General features: G+C 50.1%; 17 protein-coding genes. 1 reads left to right on the top strand and 16 read right to left on the bottom strand.

Annotated elements, in window-relative coordinates; all coding sequences use genetic code 11:
* Positions 1–22: 22 nt before the first annotated feature.
* The 13 genes from polA to citZ form a co-directional block, all read right to left on the bottom strand.
* Positions 23–2,671, bottom strand: coding sequence for a DNA polymerase I (gene polA, locus QQZ12_RS02565; protein WP_284723917.1), 2,649 nt, complete (start codon positions 2,669–2,671; stop codon positions 23–25).
* Between the two features lie 173 nt (positions 2,672–2,844).
* Positions 2,845–4,056: a GTP-binding protein gene (locus QQZ12_RS02560; protein ID WP_106342027.1), complete on the bottom strand. Its 1,212-nt coding sequence runs from the start codon at positions 4,054–4,056 to the stop codon at positions 2,845–2,847.
* A 220-nt stretch (positions 4,057–4,276) separates the two neighbouring features.
* The gene (gene phoU, locus QQZ12_RS02555; RefSeq protein ID WP_102991875.1) at positions 4,277–4,927 is read right to left on the bottom strand and encodes a phosphate signaling complex protein PhoU; all 651 of its coding nucleotides are present in this window, start codon (positions 4,925–4,927) and stop codon (positions 4,277–4,279) included.
* A gap of 27 nt (positions 4,928–4,954) precedes the next feature.
* Positions 4,955–5,713 (bottom strand): phosphate ABC transporter ATP-binding protein PstB, encoded by a 759-nt coding sequence (gene pstB, locus QQZ12_RS02550; protein WP_223248049.1) that lies wholly within the window; start codon positions 5,711–5,713, stop codon positions 4,955–4,957.
* A gap of 22 nt (positions 5,714–5,735) precedes the next feature.
* Positions 5,736–6,659, bottom strand: coding sequence for a phosphate ABC transporter permease PstA (gene pstA, locus QQZ12_RS02545; RefSeq protein ID WP_425436563.1), 924 nt, complete (start codon positions 6,657–6,659; stop codon positions 5,736–5,738).
* Positions 6,659–7,588 (bottom strand): phosphate ABC transporter permease subunit PstC, encoded by a 930-nt coding sequence (pstC, locus tag QQZ12_RS02540; RefSeq protein ID WP_102991873.1) that lies wholly within the window; start codon positions 7,586–7,588, stop codon positions 6,659–6,661. Before pstC ends, pstA begins: the two co-directional genes overlap by 1 nt.
* Before the next feature lie 99 nt (positions 7,589–7,687).
* Entirely contained in the window at positions 7,688–8,620 is a 933-nt protein-coding gene (locus QQZ12_RS02535) for a PstS family phosphate ABC transporter substrate-binding protein (RefSeq protein ID WP_102991872.1), read from the bottom strand.
* 120 nt (positions 8,621–8,740) lie between these two features.
* On the bottom strand, positions 8,741–10,498 hold the full coding sequence (gene pnpS, locus QQZ12_RS02530; protein WP_102991871.1) for a two-component system histidine kinase PnpS: 1,758 nt from the start codon (positions 10,496–10,498) through the stop codon (positions 8,741–8,743).
* Positions 10,495–11,208 (bottom strand): response regulator transcription factor, encoded by a 714-nt coding sequence (locus QQZ12_RS02525; protein WP_102991870.1) that lies wholly within the window; start codon positions 11,206–11,208, stop codon positions 10,495–10,497. The genes pnpS and QQZ12_RS02525 overlap by 4 nt, the downstream gene beginning before the upstream one ends.
* 181 nt (positions 11,209–11,389) lie before the next feature.
* Positions 11,390–11,863 (bottom strand): hotdog family protein, encoded by a 474-nt coding sequence (locus tag QQZ12_RS02520; protein ID WP_123827415.1) that lies wholly within the window; start codon positions 11,861–11,863, stop codon positions 11,390–11,392.
* A 120-nt stretch (positions 11,864–11,983) separates the two neighbouring features.
* Positions 11,984–12,922 carry a malate dehydrogenase gene (gene mdh, locus QQZ12_RS02515; RefSeq protein WP_022735837.1) on the bottom strand — a complete coding sequence of 313 codons (939 nt, stop codon included), beginning with the start codon at positions 12,920–12,922 and terminating at the stop codon, positions 11,984–11,986.
* Between the two features lie 21 nt (positions 12,923–12,943).
* Entirely contained in the window at positions 12,944–14,239 is a 1,296-nt protein-coding gene (icd, locus tag QQZ12_RS02510) for an NADP-dependent isocitrate dehydrogenase (protein ID WP_284723916.1), read from the bottom strand.
* 88 nt (positions 14,240–14,327) lie between these two features.
* Complete coding sequence (citZ, locus tag QQZ12_RS02505; RefSeq protein ID WP_102991867.1) at positions 14,328–15,443, bottom strand: citrate synthase; 1,116 nt, start codon at positions 15,441–15,443, stop codon at positions 14,328–14,330.
* Positions 15,444–16,070: 627 nt separating this feature from the next.
* On the opposite strand from citZ, the gene ytvI reads away from it, so the two are divergent.
* Entirely contained in the window at positions 16,071–17,207 is a 1,137-nt protein-coding gene (ytvI, locus tag QQZ12_RS02500) for a sporulation integral membrane protein YtvI (RefSeq protein WP_189318987.1), read from the top strand.
* An 82-nt stretch (positions 17,208–17,289) separates the two neighbouring features.
* Here ytvI and QQZ12_RS02495 read toward each other — a convergent pair whose 3' ends face one another.
* The 3 genes from QQZ12_RS02495 to pyk form a co-directional block, all read right to left on the bottom strand.
* Complete coding sequence (locus tag QQZ12_RS02495; RefSeq protein ID WP_431606287.1) at positions 17,290–17,682, bottom strand: FxsA family protein; 393 nt, start codon at positions 17,680–17,682, stop codon at positions 17,290–17,292.
* A 5-nt stretch (positions 17,683–17,687) separates the two neighbouring features.
* Entirely contained in the window at positions 17,688–18,128 is a 441-nt protein-coding gene (locus QQZ12_RS02490; protein ID WP_284723914.1) for an acyl-CoA thioesterase, read from the bottom strand.
* Between the two features lie 489 nt (positions 18,129–18,617).
* A complete protein-coding gene (gene pyk / locus QQZ12_RS02485) occupies positions 18,618–20,372 on the bottom strand; it encodes a pyruvate kinase (RefSeq protein WP_284723913.1) in 1,755 nt (584 codons plus the stop codon).
* Positions 20,373–20,382 lie beyond the last annotated feature (10 nt).

Raw genomic sequence — 20,382 nt, 5'->3', positions numbered from 1 at the left:
CTTCTATGTGACTGATGCCAAATCACTTTGCTTCATACCAGGTCTTGCCACTGTTCACATCGACGGACAGTGGGACCGACAGCGGCAATGCATCTTCCATCACCGCTACGACTAGCTCTTTCATCTCCTCCAGTTCAGCTTCCGGCACTTCAAAAATCAATTCGTCATGCACTTGCAACAACATCCGGCTCGCCAGCTTCCGCTCGTTCATCGCTTGGGCTAATTTCACCATCGCCAACTTGATGATATCCGCCGCCGTCCCTTGGATGGGCGTATTCATCGCGGTTCGCTCCGCAAAACTGCGTTCACCAAAGCTTTTGGCGTTGATCGCTGGCAAGTAACGGCGCCGACCAGAGAGCGTAGTAACAAATCCATCCTTGCGCGCTCGCTCCACAATGGAATCCATGTAGCGTTTCACACCAGGGAATGTTTCAAAATAGCGATCGATGAATTCACGCGCTTCCTTTTGAGGGATGTCCAACCCTCTAGCCAAGCCGAAGCCACTGATCCCGTACACGATCCCGAAGTTGACCGCCTTCGCTTGCCGACGCATCAGTGGCGTGACTTCGTCTTCAGCCACCCCAAACACATCCATAGCCGTTTGCGTGTGAATGTCTTTGTCTTCTTTGAAGGCCTTTTGCAACTGCTCATCTTCAGAGATATGGGCCAGCACGCGCAATTCGATCTGTGAGTAGTCAGCAGCCAAGATGTGCCAGCCCGGCTCGGAGGGGATGAACACTTGACGGATACGCCGCCCTTCTTCCATCCGAATCGGGATGTTCTGCAAATTGGGCTCGGTCGAACTCAAGCGGCCCGTCGCAGTGACGGTTTGGTTAAACCGAGTGTGAATTTTGCCGTCGGCGCCAATCTCTTTCTTCAACCCCTCGATATACGTGGAATACAATTTGCCGACTTGCCGGTAATGCAGGATCTTGTCGACGATCTCGTGCTGGGGCGCCAGCTTTTCCAGCACATCTGCACTCGTCGAATATCCCGTCTTCGTTTTCTTCAAAACGGGTAGACCCAGTTTGTCAAACAGGATCTCTCCCAGTTGCTTGGGGGAGTTGATGTTGAAAGTCACCCCCGCCAACTCGTAAATCTCCTGCTCCAGCCGATCCAAGCTTTGCTTCAGCTCCACCCCTAACTCCTCGAGACGGGCTTGGTCAATAAAAACGCCTTGGCGCTCCATCTCGGCCAGCACACTGGCAAGCGGCATCTCCAACTCAAACAGCAATTGATCCAGATCGAGTTCCGCTAACTCTCGCTTCAGCACCGGCGTGACTTGATGGATGGCTTTCGCTTTGGCAGCCAAGTGCCGAGCCAACGTTTCTCCGGTAATCGCCTTCCGCTTGGCCCCCTTCCCATACACATCCTCATCCGCCGGAATCGGCTCGTCCCCATAGCGGGACACGATATCACTCAACTCCAATTGCGATTCGGAAGGGTCCAATAGATACGCCGCCAACAAGACGTCAAAGGAGAGACCCGCGGCCATGATTCCTTTGTTCGCCAACACGATCTGCGTTTTCTTCATGTCATAAACCAGCTTGTCGCGCTCCTCATCCGCAAGCCAACCCCGAACCGCATCGCTTTGCTCCGCCACTTCCCAAGGCAGGTACCACTGGGCCTGACCATCTGAAATGGCCAATCCAACCACATCCGCGTGATGAGGGTTGTCCTCCGACGTTTCGATAAACAAGGCAAGCGATCCCGTATTGAACACGTCCACCATTTCTTCCAAGTCGGACAGGGATGCCACTTCCCGGACATCCACCTCGTTTTTGACCGCCTCACCCTTTTCCGCATGGTCTTGCTTGTGCACCCTCGACAACAACGTTTTAAACTCCATCTTTCTGAAAAACTCGACGATGCGCTCTGTATTCCGTTCAGGCAATTGCAAGCGATCCAATCCGAAATCAAGCGGCACTTCCGTATAGATCGTGGCCAGCTTTTTGCTGAGCAACGCCTGCTCTTGATGTTCGCGCACTTTTTCTTGCAGTTTTTTGCCGGGCAATTCATCCACATGCGCGATCACTTCTTCTACAGTGGGAAACTTCGCCAACAATTTCAACGCTGTCTTCTCGCCTACACCAGGAATGCCGGGGATGTTGTCTGACGAGTCCCCCATCAACCCTTTTAAGTCGATGATCTGGGCGGGAGTCAACCCGTATTTCTCCTTGATGGCATCGATGTCGTAAGACTCAGTCTCTGTCACCCCTTTGCGGGTCAACAAAAGCCGAACATGCTCATCCACCAGTTGCAACAAATCTTTGTCTCCGCTAACGATCAATGTCTCAACGCCTTGGCTTCCACTCGCTTTGGCCAAGGTGCCGATGATGTCATCTGCTTCATAGTTTTCTACTTCAAAGGCGGGGATTTGAAAGACTTCCAACAGTTCTTTTACAAGCGGAATTTGTTCCGCCAACTCACTTGGCGTTTTCTGCCGGGTTCCTTTATATTCCTGATAACTCTCATGGCGAAAAGTCGTTTTTCCCGCATCGAATGCCACCAACATATGGGTGGGCTTCTCTTCTTCAAGGATTTTCATCAGCATCATCGCAAACCCATACACCGCGTTGGTATGGATGCCGCTTGAATTTGTCAATAGCGGCAACGCATAAAACGCGCGATAAGCAATGCTGTTGCCGTCCACCAATATCAACTTGCTCACGAATGCATTCACACCTTTTTCCAAAATTCACTACCTTATGCCTCTTTCATTCATACTTATCTATTGTAACACGAGCAAAAATCACGCTTCCAGTTTTTCGGTAACAAAAACCGAACAAATGCTCGATGTATATAAAAAAGCCCAGTGACGTTGATTCGTCACCGGGCTTTTATTCACTGGCCAGCTACCCATTCTTCCTCTACCCCATCCTCCTGTGGCAATGGATCATGCAAGAGACGCCAATCCAGCTCCATCTCTTCATCCGTCAATAAGATGGCGTCCAACTGCGCTTCGATTTGTGCATGATCCATATCGATGCCGATCATCACTAACTCCGTCATCCGGTCTCCGTACTTTTCATCCCATTCTGCTTGAATCTCAGGATACTCGGCCAACACCTCACGCCGCTCTTCTTCTGGCAGGGCCGCGATCCAATATCCTTCCGCGCCCAGCTGGATCGACGGGCCAGCTTGGCTGAATTGCACAGCGAATTCATTCCGAGTAGCCAGCCACAGGATCCCTTTGGCCCGCACCACTTCTTCCGGCCATTGGTGCAACCAATCGTTCAGGCGCGCTGGATGGAACGGTTTGCGCCGGCGGTACACAAACGAGGTGATGCCGTACTCATCCGTCTCCGGAGTGTGCTCCTCTTGCAACTCTTTCAGCCATCCGGCCGATTGGCTAGCCTCCTCAAAGTCAAACAGGTGGGTGTGCAAAATCTCTTTTGGGTCGATTTGCCCTTGCACCGCCCGAATAAATCGGGCCTTTGGTTGCAGTTTGCGCAACACCGCTTCCAACTGATCCGCCTCTGCCTCGGAGATCAAGTCGCATTTGTTTAAGATCAACACATCGCAAAACTCGATTTGATCAATCAATAAACTGACCACGTCGCGCGTATCATCTTCTCCCAATGCTAGCTTGCGGTCTATCAGGCTTTCCCCAGAAGAGAAGTCATGCCAAAACCGGTTGGCATCCACCACGGTAACCATGGTATCCAATCGGCACAAGGAAGGAAGATCAACGCCATTCTCTTCATCGGAGTAGGTAAACGTTTGCGCAACCGGAATCGGTTCGCTGATCCCCGTCGATTCAATCAATATGTAGTCATAGCGTTGCTCCCTGGCCAGCCGTTCCACCTCTTTCAGCAAATCCTCCCGCAATGTGCAACAGATGCACCCGTTGGACAATTCCACCAGCCGCTCTTCGGTGCGGGATAGATTGGCTTCTTTTCCGATCAAATCTGCATCGATATTGATCTCACTCATGTCATTCACAATCACCGCCACTTTCAACCCTTGCCGGTTATTTAAAACATGGTTAAGAATCGTCGTTTTGCCTGAACCGAGATACCCGCTCAACACGGTCACTGGAATCTTCTTTTGCATTACCTATTGCCCCCTCACTCTTTTTCCAACCTAATATATCGTAACCATTACGATTTGTAAACGAAAATTAACCGTACTCCCTCGTGTAAAACGTATTTATTTTTATTTATAGCAACAAACTTCTTACCAGCGGGGAGCTACATATGCTTGCAACAAAAACAGCCCTCCTCATCAGAGGGGGCTGTCTATATCATGATCGCTTATGTTGAAAAAAGGGGGGTTAATTCAAGTCAACTTGCTTACCGGTCTCAATATACACAACGCTTTCCGCGATGTTGGTCGCATGATCGGCGATGCGTTCCAAATACCGGGCGACGAAACAAAGTTTGATCGCCACTTCGACATGTTGCTTCTCTTGCATGTAAAAGCTGAGCTCTTTGAGCAGATCGTAATACATCTGGTCAACCTGATTGTCCGTCTTGGCCAGTTGTTTTGCCAAATCGGTATTGCCGTCAATGTAGCTATTGATCCCATCATTCACCATCTTCTGCGTGATCTGCGCCATTTTGGGAATATCGATCAACTCTTTGAACAGCACCAAATTGCTTTCTTTCATCTCAATCGTGACTTGGGCAATGTTGACTGCCAAATCGGCCATCCGCTCCATGTCGGACGCGATTTTGATCGCGGCGATCAACAGGCGCAAATCCTTAGCCACCGGTTGCTGGGTCGCTATCAGTTTGGCGACAGTGTCATCGATCACTGTCTCCAGGCGGTCCATCTCTTTATCATCTAACACCACTTGCTTGGCCAAGATGTCATTCTGCATAGCCAGCGAACGAACAGCCTTGTCCACGGCGATTTCCAATTTTTCTCCCATGGTGAGCAACACGCGCTTCACTTCTTTAAGTGACTGGTCAAATTGACGCATGCCAAACGCCTCCTTATCTGCCGGGCATTAGCCGAAACGGCCAGTAATATATTCTTCCGTCTGTTGATGATCCGGATTGGAGAACAGCTTATCCGTGTCGTTGTACTCGATCAGGTCGCCGTTCAAGAAAAAGGCCGTCTTGTCGGAGATGCGCGCCGCTTGTTGCATGTTATGGGTTACAATGACAATCGTGTAATTCTTCTTCAGCTCTTGCACAAGCTCCTCAACTTTCAGGGTAGATATCGGGTCCAAGGCTGAGGTGGGTTCATCCATCAAGAGAATATCCGGTTCTACCGCTAGGGCCCGTGCAATGCACAAGCGTTGTTGTTGTCCGCCGGACAATCCTGTCGCCCGGTCCTTGAGGCGGTCTTTCACTTCATCCCACAAGGCCGCCCCGCGCAAACTCCGTTCAACGATCTCATCCAGCTTCTTCTTATCGTTTAGTCCATGAATCCGCGGACCGTACGCGACGTTCTCATAAATGCTTTTGGGAAAAGGGTTGGGAGCTTGAAACACCATGCCCACCCGTTTGCGAAGCATTTCCACGTCTACTTCGTCAGAATAAATATCCGTGTCTTTAATTAGAATTTGCCCTTCAATCCGCACATTGGGAATCAGGTCGTTCATGCGGTTCAATGTACGCAAAAAAGTGGATTTTCCGCAGCCGGAAGGCCCGATCAACGCCGTAACCGACCGTTCATCAATATCGACATGAATATTTTTTAGCGCTTGTTTCTCGCCATAATATAAATCCAAGTTCTTCACTGAAATCGCCGTTGGATTCACCACAATCTCTCCTTCTTGCGGTTTACCGCTGAAATTTGTTACGCAGGAAGATCGCTAGTCCGTTCATTGTGAGCAAGATGACCAGCAAGACGATGATTCCGGCCGCAGCCAAATTGGAAAATTCCTCTTTGGGTTGCGCCACCCAGTTGTAAATCTGAATCGGCAACGCGGAAAACTCATCAAACACACTGCCCGGCGTAAAGGCCAAAAACGTGGCGGCCCCCACCATGATCAGCGGTGCCGTTTCGCCAATCGCACGCGACAAGGCCAGAATCGTGCCCGTCATAATCCCCGGCAAGGCATAAGGAAGGACAACCTTTTGTATGGTTTGCCATCTCGTTGCTCCCATTGCAAGTGATGCATGACGCAAGGAGTTGGGTACACTGGCGATGGCCTCGCGCGCCGCCACAATCACCACTGGCAAAATGAGCAAAGTAAGGGTTAAACCGCCGGCCAGCACGCTTTTTTTCAACGCCAAGATTTGCACGAAGATGGTCAGCCCCAGCATACCGAACACAATGGAGGGGACTCCCGCCAAGTTGCTGATGTTGACTTGAATCAGCGTGCTGATCCACCCTTTTTTGGCGTATTCTTCTAAATAGATCGCAGCACCCACGCCAATGATAAATGTCAACGGTGCCGTGATTGCGATCAACCAGATCGAGCCCCACAGGGCGCCTTTGATTCCCGCCCGCGATGGAAACCTGGAGGCGAAATTGTTCATGAAATCAGCCGTCACATAAGACCAGCCACGCTGGAAAATGTCAAACAGCAGGACGGCTAGCACCAGCACCCCGACCAGCGTCGCCAAGAAAAACAGCCCATGTGCCAATCGGTTTCGGCCGCGGCGTTGTTTCACCCGGGACGCGATTTTGCGCTCTTCGTCGAAGGCCCGTTCGTGATTTAGAGCCGTTTTGTGTTTGGACATCAACTCTTCAGCCGCCATCAATATTCCTCCTTATAGCGGCGCGAGATATACAGCGCCAACAAATTCATAGTGAGCGTGATTACAAACAGGGTGGCTCCCACCGCATAAATGGAATAATAAGGCAGGCTGTGATAAGAGATGTCCCCAGTCGACGCCTGCACCATAAATGCGGTCATCGTTTGGATCGATTCCAAATAGCTAAATGACATGCTCGGCGTCGATCCCGCAATGATGGTCACCGCCATGGTTTCACCCACTGCCCGGGAAAGCGCCAGCACAAAAGAAGCCACAATACCTGACAACGCCGCGGGCAATACCACTTTCAAAGAGACTTCCAAACGGGTAGAACCCAATCCGTACGCCGCCTCGCGGATATTGCGGGGCACCGACCGCATCGCGTCTTCGCTCAGGCTGGCGATCATCGGCAGAATCATGATCCCGACCACAATGCTTGCGCTCAACGCATTAAAAAAGTCCATATCAGGAAAAAAATCGCGCAATAAGGGCGTGACGAACGTGACACCAAAATAACCAAACACAATCGTCGGGATGCCCGCCAGCACCTCCAGTACCGGTTTGATTACCCGGCGGATGCGCTCCGGTGCGTATTCGCTCAAATAAATGGCACTGCCGATGCCAAGTGGCACAGCGACCACCGCAGCACCCAATGTGATTTGCAACGATCCGATCAGCAAAGGTAAAATCCCGAATTCGCGCTGATCTTCACTGAAAAGCGCCGTCCATTTCGTTCCAGTAATAAAGTCGACAAACGGCACTTCCGCAAAAAATGAGGCGGTCTCTTTGATAAGTGTGAACACGATCCCCACGGTGGTTAGCACCGACAACAACCCGCACAGGAGTAAAAAGCCGGGGATCAAGGCTTCCATCTTCTCTCGCCAAGTCTTTTCCTTGCGAAAAAAATTCTTCTTTTCGGCCAACTGGGACATGGTTACTCCCCTTTCTATCGTTAAAACGCAAGAAAAACGGGTACCCCTTTCCCGTGTGAGAAAGAGGCCCCAACTTCCGCATGGTGTTCCCATGCTAGATTATTTCACTTTACTTAGACCCTCTTGATATTTCGCATCCGGCAGTGGGACATAGCCTACTTCTTTGACAAGGTCTTTCGCCGTTTCCAGATAGAACTTCACAAATTCTTTCACTTCCGGCTTTTGCAAAGATTTTTTGCTTGGATAAATGTACACCGGACGGGACAGAGGTGAGTAAGTTCCATCATGGATCGTTTGGTCGGTCGGAGCGATAGCGCCTTTGCCCGCATCAATTGGAACGATTTTCAGATTGTCTTTGTTCTCCAGGTAGTAGGCATAACCAAAGTAGCCCAATCCACCTTTGTCGCCTTGCACCCCTTTGACCAGTACATTGTCATCTTCGGATGCAGTATAGTCGGTGCGGCTTTTCCCTTCTTCACCAACGATTTCACCCGTGAAGTAATCAAACGTACCCGAAGCGGTTCCCGGTCCGTACAATTTGATCGGCTCCGCCGGGAAGCTGTCACGGACGTCTTTCCAGGTTTTCACTTTGGAGTTGGGCTCCCAGATTTTTTTCAATTCGTCAACGGTCAATTTGTCGACGAAGTTGTTTTCTTTATTTACAACCACCGCGATGCCATCATAAGCGACAGGAATTTCAACCGGTTCGATTCCGTTTGGCTTCGCGGCTTCTTTTTCTTCATCTTTGATCGGACGAGACGCGTCAGAAATGTCGATTTCACCGCTGGCCCACTTTTTGAAGCCCCCGCCAGTGCCCGATTCGCCAACGGTTACATTCACATCAGGATTGGCTTTCATAAATTCCTCCGCCACTGCTTGGGAGATCGGATACACGGTGGAAGAACCATCGATTTTGATCGCTCCGCTCAGTCCTTTCCCACCGCTATCGTTCTGTTTTTGCCCACCGCAACCAACAAGGGCACTGAAAGCGAGTGTGAATGTTGCGCCGAGGATAAGCCCCTTCTTCAACATAAGCGTTTTCCCCCTAAAAGAAATGAATAATTTCCTTTCGTCACTTGTACTATAAGCCTTTACCTTTATTGCAAAATAAATGGGATGTAAACGTTTTGTAAATGAAAAAGACAGGAGCACCTAAGTGTTCCTGTCTTTTTTCGTCATTGGGAAAGAGAGGGTGAAAGTGGTGCCTTGCCCAATTTGGCTCGACACCTCGATTTCTCCTTGATGGGCTTCAACTAGATGCTTGACAATCGCCAAACCCAACCCGGTGCCGCCGGAGTCGCGCGCACGGGCTTTGTCCACTCGGTAAAACCGCTCAAACACGCGGGGAAGGTCTTCCTTGGGAATGCCAATGCCAGTATCAGACACTTTGCACAACCAGCTCTCGTCGCGCTTTTCCACTTCGACGGTGATGCGCCCACCGGGTGGTGTGTAGTTGCTTGCGTTGGACAACAGATTCAGCAAGATTTGTCGGAACCGGTCCTTGTCAACCTCTACCTCAAACGGTTCTGCAATCTTTACACTCCATGCTTGTTGTTTGGCGCGGAACCGTTCCTCCATGGTCTTCACCACCGACTGAACCATCTGATCGATACGGATCAGCTCCCTCTTCAAGTTGATCTGTTTTGACTCGATTTTGGACAAATCCAATAACTCCCCGATCAACCTTTGCAAACGCAAGCTTTCTTCATTGATGATTTGCAGGAACTCGCGGCAAGTGTCGGGATCGCCCATGGCTCCGTCAAGAAGCGTTTCCGAAAACCCACGGATGGAGGTGATAGGCGTTTTCAATTCATGCGACACATTGGCCACAAAATCCTTGCGCAACTGTTCCAGGCGGCGGATCGCCGTCAGGTCGTGCAAAACGACAACCACCCCCACGCCGTTCCGCTCCACCCACATGGGCGCCAAATTGGCTTCTAGCATTCGTTCTTCCGGGAAATAAATCTGGATTTCATTTCTCATCCGCTCTCCCGATTCCGCGCACTCTGTAATCCAATCCGTCAAATCGTACGGGTAGGTCAATTTCTTATAGGAGCGACCGATGATGTCTTGCGCCGGCACGCCAAACAGCCGTTCAAAGGAACGGTTGACCAAGCTCACCTTGCCTGTCGGGTCAATCATGATCAATCCAGATTCAAGTGACTCGATGATGCTGTGCAAGCGGCGTTCGCTTTTCCTAATCGTTTCCATTTGTTTTTGCAAGCTGTGAGCCATACGGTTGATCGCTTGCCCCAATTGGGCCACTTCGTCTTTCCCTGTCTGTTGTACGCGCCGGTGGAATTTCTTCTGGGCGATATCTCTAGCCACTTGGGTGATTTCCTCCAGTGGGCTGGTAACGCTACTGGCGATGCGGGAACTGAAGAAACCTGCCAAACCATACGCGATCATCAGCCCCAAAGCGAGGGAAACCCACACCTTTTCTAATGACTGGTTCACCTCTTGAATATCCAGTGAAATCCGGATGGCACCCACTACGTCACCATCCCGTTCCACCGGCAGGGCCGCGTGCAAAAAATTGTCTCTGATAACCGTCGGATCTTTCTTTTCCTTTTGCAACGCGCTTTCCACTTCGGGATACGCCTTGTAGTTCAACGACAGATCACCCGTAGAGTCACCCAGCACACGCCCGTTTTTGTCGAAAATGGTGATCTGTGCATCTAGCGCTTTCCCATAAACTTCAGCGACCTGCTGAAACTGACGCCGTGAAGGGTGGGAGTCTGTCCAGGCGATGGTTTCTGCCAGCATCCTCCCTTCCGTTTCCAGCCTCGTCGTCAAGGAATCGATATAGGAGGAGCGGAGCAACAACGCAACGAAGATCCCCGTCCCCAAGACGGAGCAACCGATCAAAAGGAGAAAAGACCAAGTAATGCGAGCGCGCAGCGACCTCATCCCCGTCTGGGCCCCTCAAATTTATACCCGATCCCGCGGACGGTCTTAATATAGATCGGGCTACGCGAGTCCGTTTCAATTTTTTCCCGCAAATGGCTCACATGCACATCAACGATACGGGAGTCGCCAATGTAATCATAATTCCAAACCGCATTCAACAATTGATCCCGCGACAACACCTTCCCCCGGTGGTTGGCCATGTACAGCAATAACTCAAACTCCTTTGGCGTCAAATCGATCTCTTCTCCGTTCCTGGTGATGACATAACCCTCAGGGTCGATCACCAATTCTCCAATACGCATCAACGCTTCTTTCTCTTCCGTCTGCTCCATTCCTTTTAAAGCGTCAATACGGCGCAAAATCGCCTTGACCCTGGCGGTCAACTCCCGCGGACTAAATGGCTTGGTCATGTAATCGTCCGCACCCAATTCCAATCCCAACACCTTGTCAAATTCGTCCGTTTTGGCGGTTAGCATCAAAATGGGGATGTGCTTCTTCTCCTGGCGCAGCCGGCGGCACACTTCCAAACCGTCCAGCTTGGGCAACATCAGGTCCAAGATAAGCAGGTCGGGAAAGCCGTTTTTCATCATATCCAAAGCCATTTCGCCGTCATAAGCTACATCTACTTGGAAACCCTCTTTTTCAAGGTTGAATTGCACAAGTTTCACGATGGAAGCCTCATCATCCACAACCAAGATTTTCTTGCCCATCTTATGCCCTCGCTTTCAAAAATGCTTGCTTAATCATCGTGCTTCTATTAACAAAGAAAATCATAACACAACAAAGTTAAGATTCCGTAAAGATGCATCCCCACCATAAAAAAACAGCATGGGTGTGAAACGGAAGAAACCGCCTTCTCCCTCTGTTTCACCCCATGCTACAAAAAACCTACTAGAAATTTTCAAATGCATCTTTGAACAACGGTTTCAACGGCCGCGGCGGACAAACCACCAGTTCCCCTTCCGCCACAATCTTGTCCCCGCTCATCCCCTTGGCCACCAACTTGACTTTCTTGTCATGATCTAGTTTGTCGCTAATTTCCAACATTAATACCACTTCTTCCTGGATAAACAAGGGAGCTGGAAAATCAAACTGCATGGATTGTACCAAGCTTCCCGGACCAGGCAATTTCATTGACACCAAGGCGGAAAACCAGTTGACGAGCAGGCTCGGCGGCACGACTACCTGTTCGAATTCAGTGCGCTCAGCGTAAGCACTCTGCGAAAACAACGGGTTCAAGTCATCCGCCGATCCGAGATACGAAAACACATCGCGCCGCTCTACCGTTTTGCTTTCCTCTATCCGTTCCCCTAACATCAATGTTTCATATGTTTTCCCTTGGGATTTCATATCTCTTAAACGCAAGTTGGCAACCCCTTTCACTGGTGTATCCGCTTTCATTTTGCCGTATTTTCTCAATCTTCCATATACAATTTGGTCAAATACGCCCGGGAAAGTTCCCGGGCATGATGTCGCCTGTGGTTATTATTTTAATACTTTCATGACGTTGCGTACAGATTCGGCCGAACGATCCAACGCCGCTTTTTCCTCTTTGGTCAGTTCCAGCTCGATAACCTTTTCTAAGCCGTTTCCGCCCAGAATGGTCGGCACACCGAGAAAGAGGTCGGTATAGCCATACTCCCCTTCCAAGTACGCCACGGCGGGCAGAATCCGCTTTTTATCTTTGAGGATCGCTTCGGTCATTTGCACCAAGGATGCGGCCGGCGCATAATAAGCACTACCCGTTTTCAGGAGGTTGACGATTTCGCCGCCTCCTTTGCGTGTGCGCTCGATGATCGCGTCGAGCCGCTCTTGCGGAATCAGGTGTTGCAACGGAATGCCTCCGGCGTAAGAGTAACGGATGAGCGGAACCATATCATCGCCATGTCCCCCCAGCACAAAGCCGGTCACGTCTTCAACGGACACATTCAACTCTTGCGCCACAAACGTGCGGAAGCGGGCTGTGTCTAACACACCGGATTGCCCAATCACGCGGTTTTTGGGGAAGCCGGAAGTGCGGTACGCCTCATACACCATCGCATCGACCGGATTGGACAACACAATGATGATACACTCCGGGGAATACTTGACGACCTGCTCCGTCACAGAACGGACGATCTTCGCATTGGTGGTCACCAAGTCATCGCGGCTCATACCCGGTTTGCGGGGCAAGCCAGCAGTGATGATCACGATATCAGACCCCTTGGTGTCCTCATAATTGCTCGTACCGATGATGTTGGCGTCAAATCCTTGCACAGGACTTGCTTCCAACATGTCCAACGCTTTGCCTTTGGTTGGGTCTTCGGCTTGCGGAATGTCCACCAACACGATGTCACCCAGTTCTTTTTGCGCCAGCATCAATGCTGTTGTGCTTCCGGTGAAGCCAGCGCCTACCACAGTTATTTTCCTACGACGGATAGCCATAGTCATTGCCTCCTGATTCTATTACATATTTTTGATCAGATGGTCGGCAAACTCGGAGCATTTCACTTCCGTAGCCCCATCCATCAAGCGGGCGAAGTCATACGTTACCGTTTTATCTGTAATCGTTTTGCTCATCGCTTGATAGATCAGGTCAGCCGCTTCTTGCCAACCGAGATGTTCCAGCATGAGGACGCCAGAGAGAATCACAGAACCTGGATTCACTTTGTCCAAGCCTGCGTATTTGGGGGCGGTTCCATGGGTTGCTTCAAAGATGGCGTGCCCCGACACATAGTTGATATTGGCTCCCGGCGCGATACCAATGCCGCCCACTTGTGCCGCCAGCGCATCGGACACATAGTCTCCGTTGAGGTTCAGGGTGGCGATCACATCGTATTCAGCCGGTCGGGTCAGGATTTGTTGCAGGAATGCGTCGGCAATCACGTCTTTCACGATAATCTTGCCCGCTTCAATCGCAGCCGCCTGCGCTTGATCTGCCGCTTCGGTGCCTTGTTCAGCCTTGATGCGGTCATATTGAGCCCAAGTGAACACATAGTCTTTGTAATCCCGCTCGGCCACTTCATAGCCCCAGTTTTTAAACGCCCCTTCGGTAAACTTCATAATGTTTCCTTTATGTACCAAGGTCACGCTTTTGCGCTTGTGGCGAATCGCATACTCGATCGCCGCTTTCACCAGACGCTCTGTCCCTTCGCTCGACACAGGTTTGATACCGATGCCAGAGGTTTCAGGGAAGCGAATCTTCTTCACGCCCATTTCCTCCTGCAGGAAACGAACCACTTTCTTCACTTCCTCCGATCCGGCTTCCCACTCAATACCGGCATAAATGTCTTCGGAGTTTTCACGGAAGATAACCATGTCCACATCTTGCGGCCGTTTCACTGGAGAAGGAACCCCTTCGAAATAACGGACGGGGCGCAAGCACACATACAGATCCAACTCTTGGCGCAAAGCCACATTCAAAGAGCGGATACCTCCGCCAACTGGCGTCGTGAGCGGCCCTTTGATCGCTACCAAATATTCGCGCACAGCTTCAAGCGTATCTTCTGGCAACCATTCGCCGAATTGGTTGTACGCTTTCTCTCCGGCAAACACTTCAAACCAGGCAATCTCTTTCTTTCCATTATATGCTTTTTCGACTGCGGAATCGAGAACCCGTTTAGCAGCACGCCAAATATCCGGACCGGTGCCATCCCCTTCAATGAATGGAATGATCGGGCGATCTGGTACGTTCAATTTGCCGCCTTCTACCGTTATTTTTTCCCCGTGTGCAGGAGCTACAAGATTTTTAAATTGCGCCATGGAATCATAACACCCCTTTTTATTTATCACGAGCCTAGATGGACAAAGGGAGCGGGATCAATCGCCCCTCTCCCCATTGTATACGATTTCACTTTCTTTGGTCGATTGGAACATATGCTTGATTCGTTTTCCCTATATACTCCGCACGCGGACGGATGAGGCGGTTGTCGGCGTATTGCTCCAACACTTGCGCGGTCCAGCCCGTCACCCGGCTCATAGCGAAAATCGGGGTGAACAGATCCCGCGGAATGCCCAAATAAGTGTACACAGAAGCGGAATAGAAATCCACGTTGGGTTTGATGCCCTTTTTATCCACAACGATTTTTTCGATTTCCACTGACATTTCGTACCAGAGTTTATTGCCCGTCTGATTTGCCAGTTGGCGGGACATTTCGCGTAAATGTTTGGCGCGTGGGTCGCCGTCTTTATATACGCGGTGCCCAAAGCCCATGATTTTTTCTTTATTGTCTAATTTTTGTTGAATGGACGAAGCGATGTTCTCCAACGAACCGATCGACTCCAGCGTCACCATCACTTGCTCGTTGGCGCCGCCATGCAATGGCCCCTTCAGTGTGCCGATCGCAGTGGTGATCGCTGAATAAATATCGGACAAGGTACCCGTGGTCACGCGGGCGGCGAATGTGGAAGCGTTTAACTCATGGTCGGCGTGCAACACGAGCGCCTTGTCAAACGCCTTGGTTGCCACATCGGAAGGTTCTTGCCCGTTCAGCATGTAGAGGAAGTTGGCCGCGAATCCGAGCTCCGGCTTTGGCGCCACTGGTTCCAGCCCTTGTCTAATGCGCGCAAAAGCGGTTACAATTGTAGGAATTTTCGCAGTTAATTTGATTGCTTTGCGCTGATTCGCCTCAAGGCTGTTGTCTTCCGCTTCCTCATCATATAGGGCCAGCGCGGATACGGCCGTTCTAAGCACAGACATCGGATGAGCATTGTTGACATTGATTTTCAACAATTGATGCAATTCATCCGGGATGTTGGCATGGCGGGCCAGCTCGCTTTTCAGTGCTTCCAATTCAGCATGGTTCGGCAAATGACCGTACCACAGCAGATGGGCGACTTCTTCAAAAGAAGCGTGATCGGCCAAATCATCGATGTTATAGCCCCGGTAGGTAAGTACTCCGTCAATAATGGAACTGACTGCGGAAGTACAAGCAACAACACCCTCTAAACCTTTAGCAATCGTCATCACTATCGCTCCTCTTATTAGATTTCTATATGAAAGGGCACAACATTAATAACAGATATTCTTTTGTAAAGCAGAGGAATGAATGAATCGTCATTCTGTGACGGGCAACACAGATGACTGGCGGCTAAAAGAACACGCTTGTTCTCACTCACACAAATTTAATTCCCGCAAATTTCCAAACGCTGTAAATATATTCACGTTTTAGTGCAAGATTAAACATGATGATGATTAGCGTATGAAGCGGGATATGTGCCCATTCTTCTTGTCGTTTTTATTTTAACATAAATTGAACAAATTCGCACATAATGTGTTTTTATTTATTTCGAACGAAGCCATTGCTTTGTTAAAGTCTGTCTAGGGCGTGTCTGATGAATAGGCCAGCGGCTCCAAAACCCTTTTCTCATTCGCTTCACTTGTGCATCGGCGCTCCTCGAGAAAAGGTTTTTCCGCCGTTTCTTCCCCACCAACTTGATTTGCCAGACACATCTTAATCAATCAATTACGGCGCCACTAAACTGAATTCGCCGTTCTCACACAGCCTGATGTGCGGCCGTCTTTTGGTTTCGCTAAAAAATGGTATAATTATTGGGAACCTAAAACGGATTTTAGCTGATGGGAGGTTATTCCATGTTATTTCCCGCCTGGTTGGGGCCTATCGCACGTGCACTGATCGTCTTAGCCTCAATTGTGGCCGCTTTTTACATATTGTCCTTTTTGCTCCCGCTCCTTTATCCGTTTGTGTTGGGCTGGCTCATCGCCCTGATGATTGAACCCATGGTGAAATGGCTTGAGCGTCGAGTACGCCTTCCGCGCTGGGCCGGCGTTACACTCATCCTATTCTTATTGCTCACTTCACTTCTGTCGCTACTGATTTTTATCATCGCGGAGTTGGTTGTAGAACTAACCCATCTGGCCGATTTTCTCCCCGCGTTTCTGAATAAGGCGGGCAATCTGTTTGTAGACACCTTCACAAAAGAAACCACCGGTGTCAGCCGCTTGATTGAGAGCGTCCAAGCATATCTGGAGAAAAATCCGGAACACCAGCAACGCATCTCCCAGAGCATCCAAGAGAACATCGGCATCATCGCTAACAAAGGGACAGAGTCGATCACCGAGATCGTAGCAGCCATCGGCCGGTTCCTCGGGGACTTGCCTTATTACATCACCGTGTTGGTCTTTATCACGTTGGCCGCTTTCTTCATCTCGCTCGATTGGCCCCGGCTAAGCCGCAATCTGTTAGTCTGGGTTCCTGAGCATTTCCAAAAAACGGCCAGCCTGATCTCAACGGATTTGAAAAAAGCGCTGTTCGGCTTTGTCAGAGCTCAGCTCACCTTGATCTCCATCACCGCTGTCATCATGTTTGCCGGGCTGATGATCTTGCAAGTGCCGTACGCATTCACCATGGCGTTCATTATCGGGTTGGTGGATCTGTTGCCCTATCTGGGCGTCGGCGCCGTGTTGGTGCCTTGGGTCATTTATCTGTTCCTGATCGGAAACATCCAATTGGCCACTGGCTTGAGCATCGTCTATGCGGTCATCATCATTATTCGCCAGTTCTTAGAGCCCAAATTGGTCGCCAGCAACGTGGGCATCGACCCATTGCTCACCCTGATCTCCTTGTTTGTCGGTCTGAAACTTTTCGGGATCATCGGATTGATCATTGGGCCGGTGACCGTGGTGTTAGGCTTGGCTCTCCATCGTACCAACGTGTTACGGGACATCTGGAGATATATTATCGGAGCACCAAAAACCAATATCCCATAGCATTGATCAAGCCGGGAATATATCAGTTGCAGCTCTTGGCACCGCTTTGGAGCGGATTTGGCCAAGAGCTGCGTTCATATTATCACCAACGTCTGATGTGCCAGTCACCACGAGCTAATTTCTTTTGAATCCATTTTTTGAGAAAGATTTTCACAAATGTACGCGTGTATGGAAAAACCAGCACAAACCCGGCGATATCCGAAAAGAACCCCGGGGTGATCAATAATACCGCCCCCGCCAAAATGCATGCTCCATCCAAGAGCGCTTCGCCCGGCAGCTCACCTTTTTGCAATTGCAATTGAGCCAACCGGTATGTTTGCCACCCTTCCCTCCTCGCCAAATAGCTACCGAGTACGCCCGTGGCAATTACCAAAAATACCGTCGGCCAAGGTCCGATCCACTGACCAACCGTTATCATCCCCCACAGTTCAATAGCTGGAACTACGATGATCAATCCCAAAATCAACCAAAACACGTACCTCATCCTCTTTCTACCGAGAAAATCTGTTCAAGCGTCCTATACAACTCTGGATACGCCTGCTTCAAATTCACTCTTTTCATCTCTTTATTCACCCATAAATGCACGGAACTCCCCTTACATAGCACCGTCTCCGTCTCCGCGTGAACCACGTCGTACTTAAACGCGATTTTCCCACCGGACAAGTCGGCAATCGAAGTACGAACAATCACTTCGTCATCATATCTGGCTGGATGCATATACTTACAGTGGATGTCTACAACGGGAAGCAACAATCCTTTTTGTTCCATTTGTTGATAGGATATCCCATATGAACGAATCCACTCCGTTCGGCCGACCTCAAACCACGTCAAATAATTGGCATGATACACGACTCCCATCTGGTCTGTTTCTTGATAACGAACCCGGATCTTGGTCTCGCTCACATTTGCATAGTTGGCCATTTCTCCTACCTCCACGCTTTGGGTCTTTTTTGGGATGGAATGCGGTGGCGAGTCTCTTCCTCAATGAAACTGGGGACAAAACGAGCGCCAGGCCGCTTGGGTTCAATGTTTAAAATTACACTTTATTAACAATCCATGACTTTTGGCTCATTGTTAAAAAAACGAGTTGTTCTTTATAATAGCAATAGCTCAGCTCGCACATATTCCGCAGTCGTTTCTCACATAATGAGAATGACTCGTTGATGGATACCATATTTCACGTGTTGATTCGCCATCGGCTAATCCCGCCGCTCAACACCGTTGAATAAAAACGATGCAACGAAAGGAGAGACAAACACATGAACCTCAGAAAAAGAAAGAAAATACGCAGAAAACTGCGTTGGTGGATTTATCCCCGACTTCGGTTACTCTAACATTCAATATACCAATAAAGCCCTGCATCTAAAAGATCCAAAGAAAAAGCGCTGGACACTTCCAGCGCTTTTTTCTTTACAGGACATTGGCTTTGCCTGCATAGATATGGCCACGATCCACATTCACCGTAATTTCTTTTTCATTGGCAAGTAGCTTACATGCGTTTTCTACGCCTACGACGACCGGCACGCCCAAACTTACGCCGACCACCGCAGCATGAGAAGTAAGCCCTCCCTCTTCCGTGATGACCGCCGCTGCCCGTTTGAAGGATTCGATCATCTCTTTATCCGAAGCTTTCACCACGATGATGCCGCCATCCACCATATTTTCGTTGATCTCAGCTGCTGTGCGCCCTGTGACGACAGGTCCGGTAACTACCTGTTTCCCTATACCTTGCCCCCGTGCCAAAAATCCGCCGATCACATGCACTTTCATCAGGTTGGTGGTACCGGATTTGCCGACAGGCACACCTGCCGTGATCACAACCAAGTCTCCTTGGTTGACAAATCCATGCTCCAGTGCGGTAGCAATCGTGGAGTGGAACATTTCATCCGTGGTGTTAGCACGCGTACCCAACAGCGGATATACTCCCCAGACGAGCGCCAATTTGCGGGCCACATCTGGATTCCGCGTAATCGCGACAATCGGGACTTGCGGACGGTACTTGGAAACCATCCGTGCTGTAAACCCGGATTCGGTCGGCGTCAGCACCGCGGCACAATTTAGCATTTGTGCAGTGTGCACCACAGCTTGGCTGAGTGATTCGGTGATGGTGTAATCGATCTCTCTCATCTTCTGCTTGAAATTCTCTTCATAGCGCAATGTCGATTCTGTCCGCACGGCGATGCGGGCCATCGTACTGACAGCCTCAACTGGATATTTCCCTGCTGCGGTTTCGCCTGAGAGCATGATCGCGTCAGTGCCATCCAGAATCGCATTAGCCACGTCACTCGCTTCGGCGCGGGTAGGACGGGGATTGCGTTGCATGGAGTCCAACATCTGCGTAGCCGTGATTACCGGTTTGCCCAATTGGTTGCACTTACGGATCGCTTCTTTTTGAACCACGGGCACCTCTTCCACCGGGATTTCCACTCCCAAATCACCGCGAGCCACCATCAAGCCATCGCTCACTTCCAAAATCCCGTCCAAATTGTCTATACCCTCTTGGTTTTCGATCTTGGAGATGATTTGAATGTCAGCGCCGTGTTCTTCCAGAATTTCTCGGATTTCCAACACGTCTTGCGGTTTGCGCACAAACGAAGCCGCGATGAAATCCACCTTTTGCTCAATACCGAAGCGGATGTCGGCGGCGTCCTTTTCAGTAATCCCGGGCAAATTGATTTTCACACCGGGCACATTAACCCCTTTGCGGCTTTTCAACGTTCCCCCGTTCAAAATGGTGCAAGTAATCTCCGTGCCCTCTACGCTCTCCACTCGCAAACCGATCAAGCCGTCATCGATCAAAATAATCGAACCGGGGTGAACATCGGCGGCCAGGCCGGCATAAGAGATGGAAATCCTTTTCGCGTCTCCCTCAATCTGCTCAGTAGTTAAAATGATCTGTTCGCCCGCAATCAATTCGACTGACGGATCTTTTAATTCGCCTGTGCGGATCTCCGGCCCTTTGGTGTCCAAGAGAATCGCCACCGTTTGCCCGAGCTCAGCAGCCGCTTGGCGAATGTTTTCGATGCGTTTGCCATGTTCTTCATACGAACCGTGCGAGAAATTGAGGCGAGCCACATTCATACCATTGGAAATTAATTCTTTCAGTGTGGCCACATCTTCACTGGCCGGACCGATTGTACATACGATTTTTGTTTTGCGGAGCATTTCTTTGTCA

Origin of the sequence: Laceyella tengchongensis (assembly GCF_900182735.1) — a bacterium.
Lineage (GTDB): Bacteria > Bacillota > Bacilli > Thermoactinomycetales > Thermoactinomycetaceae > Laceyella > Laceyella tengchongensis.
The sequence above is the reverse complement of the archived record's forward strand: the minus strand, read 5'-3'. Positions and strand labels throughout refer to the sequence as shown.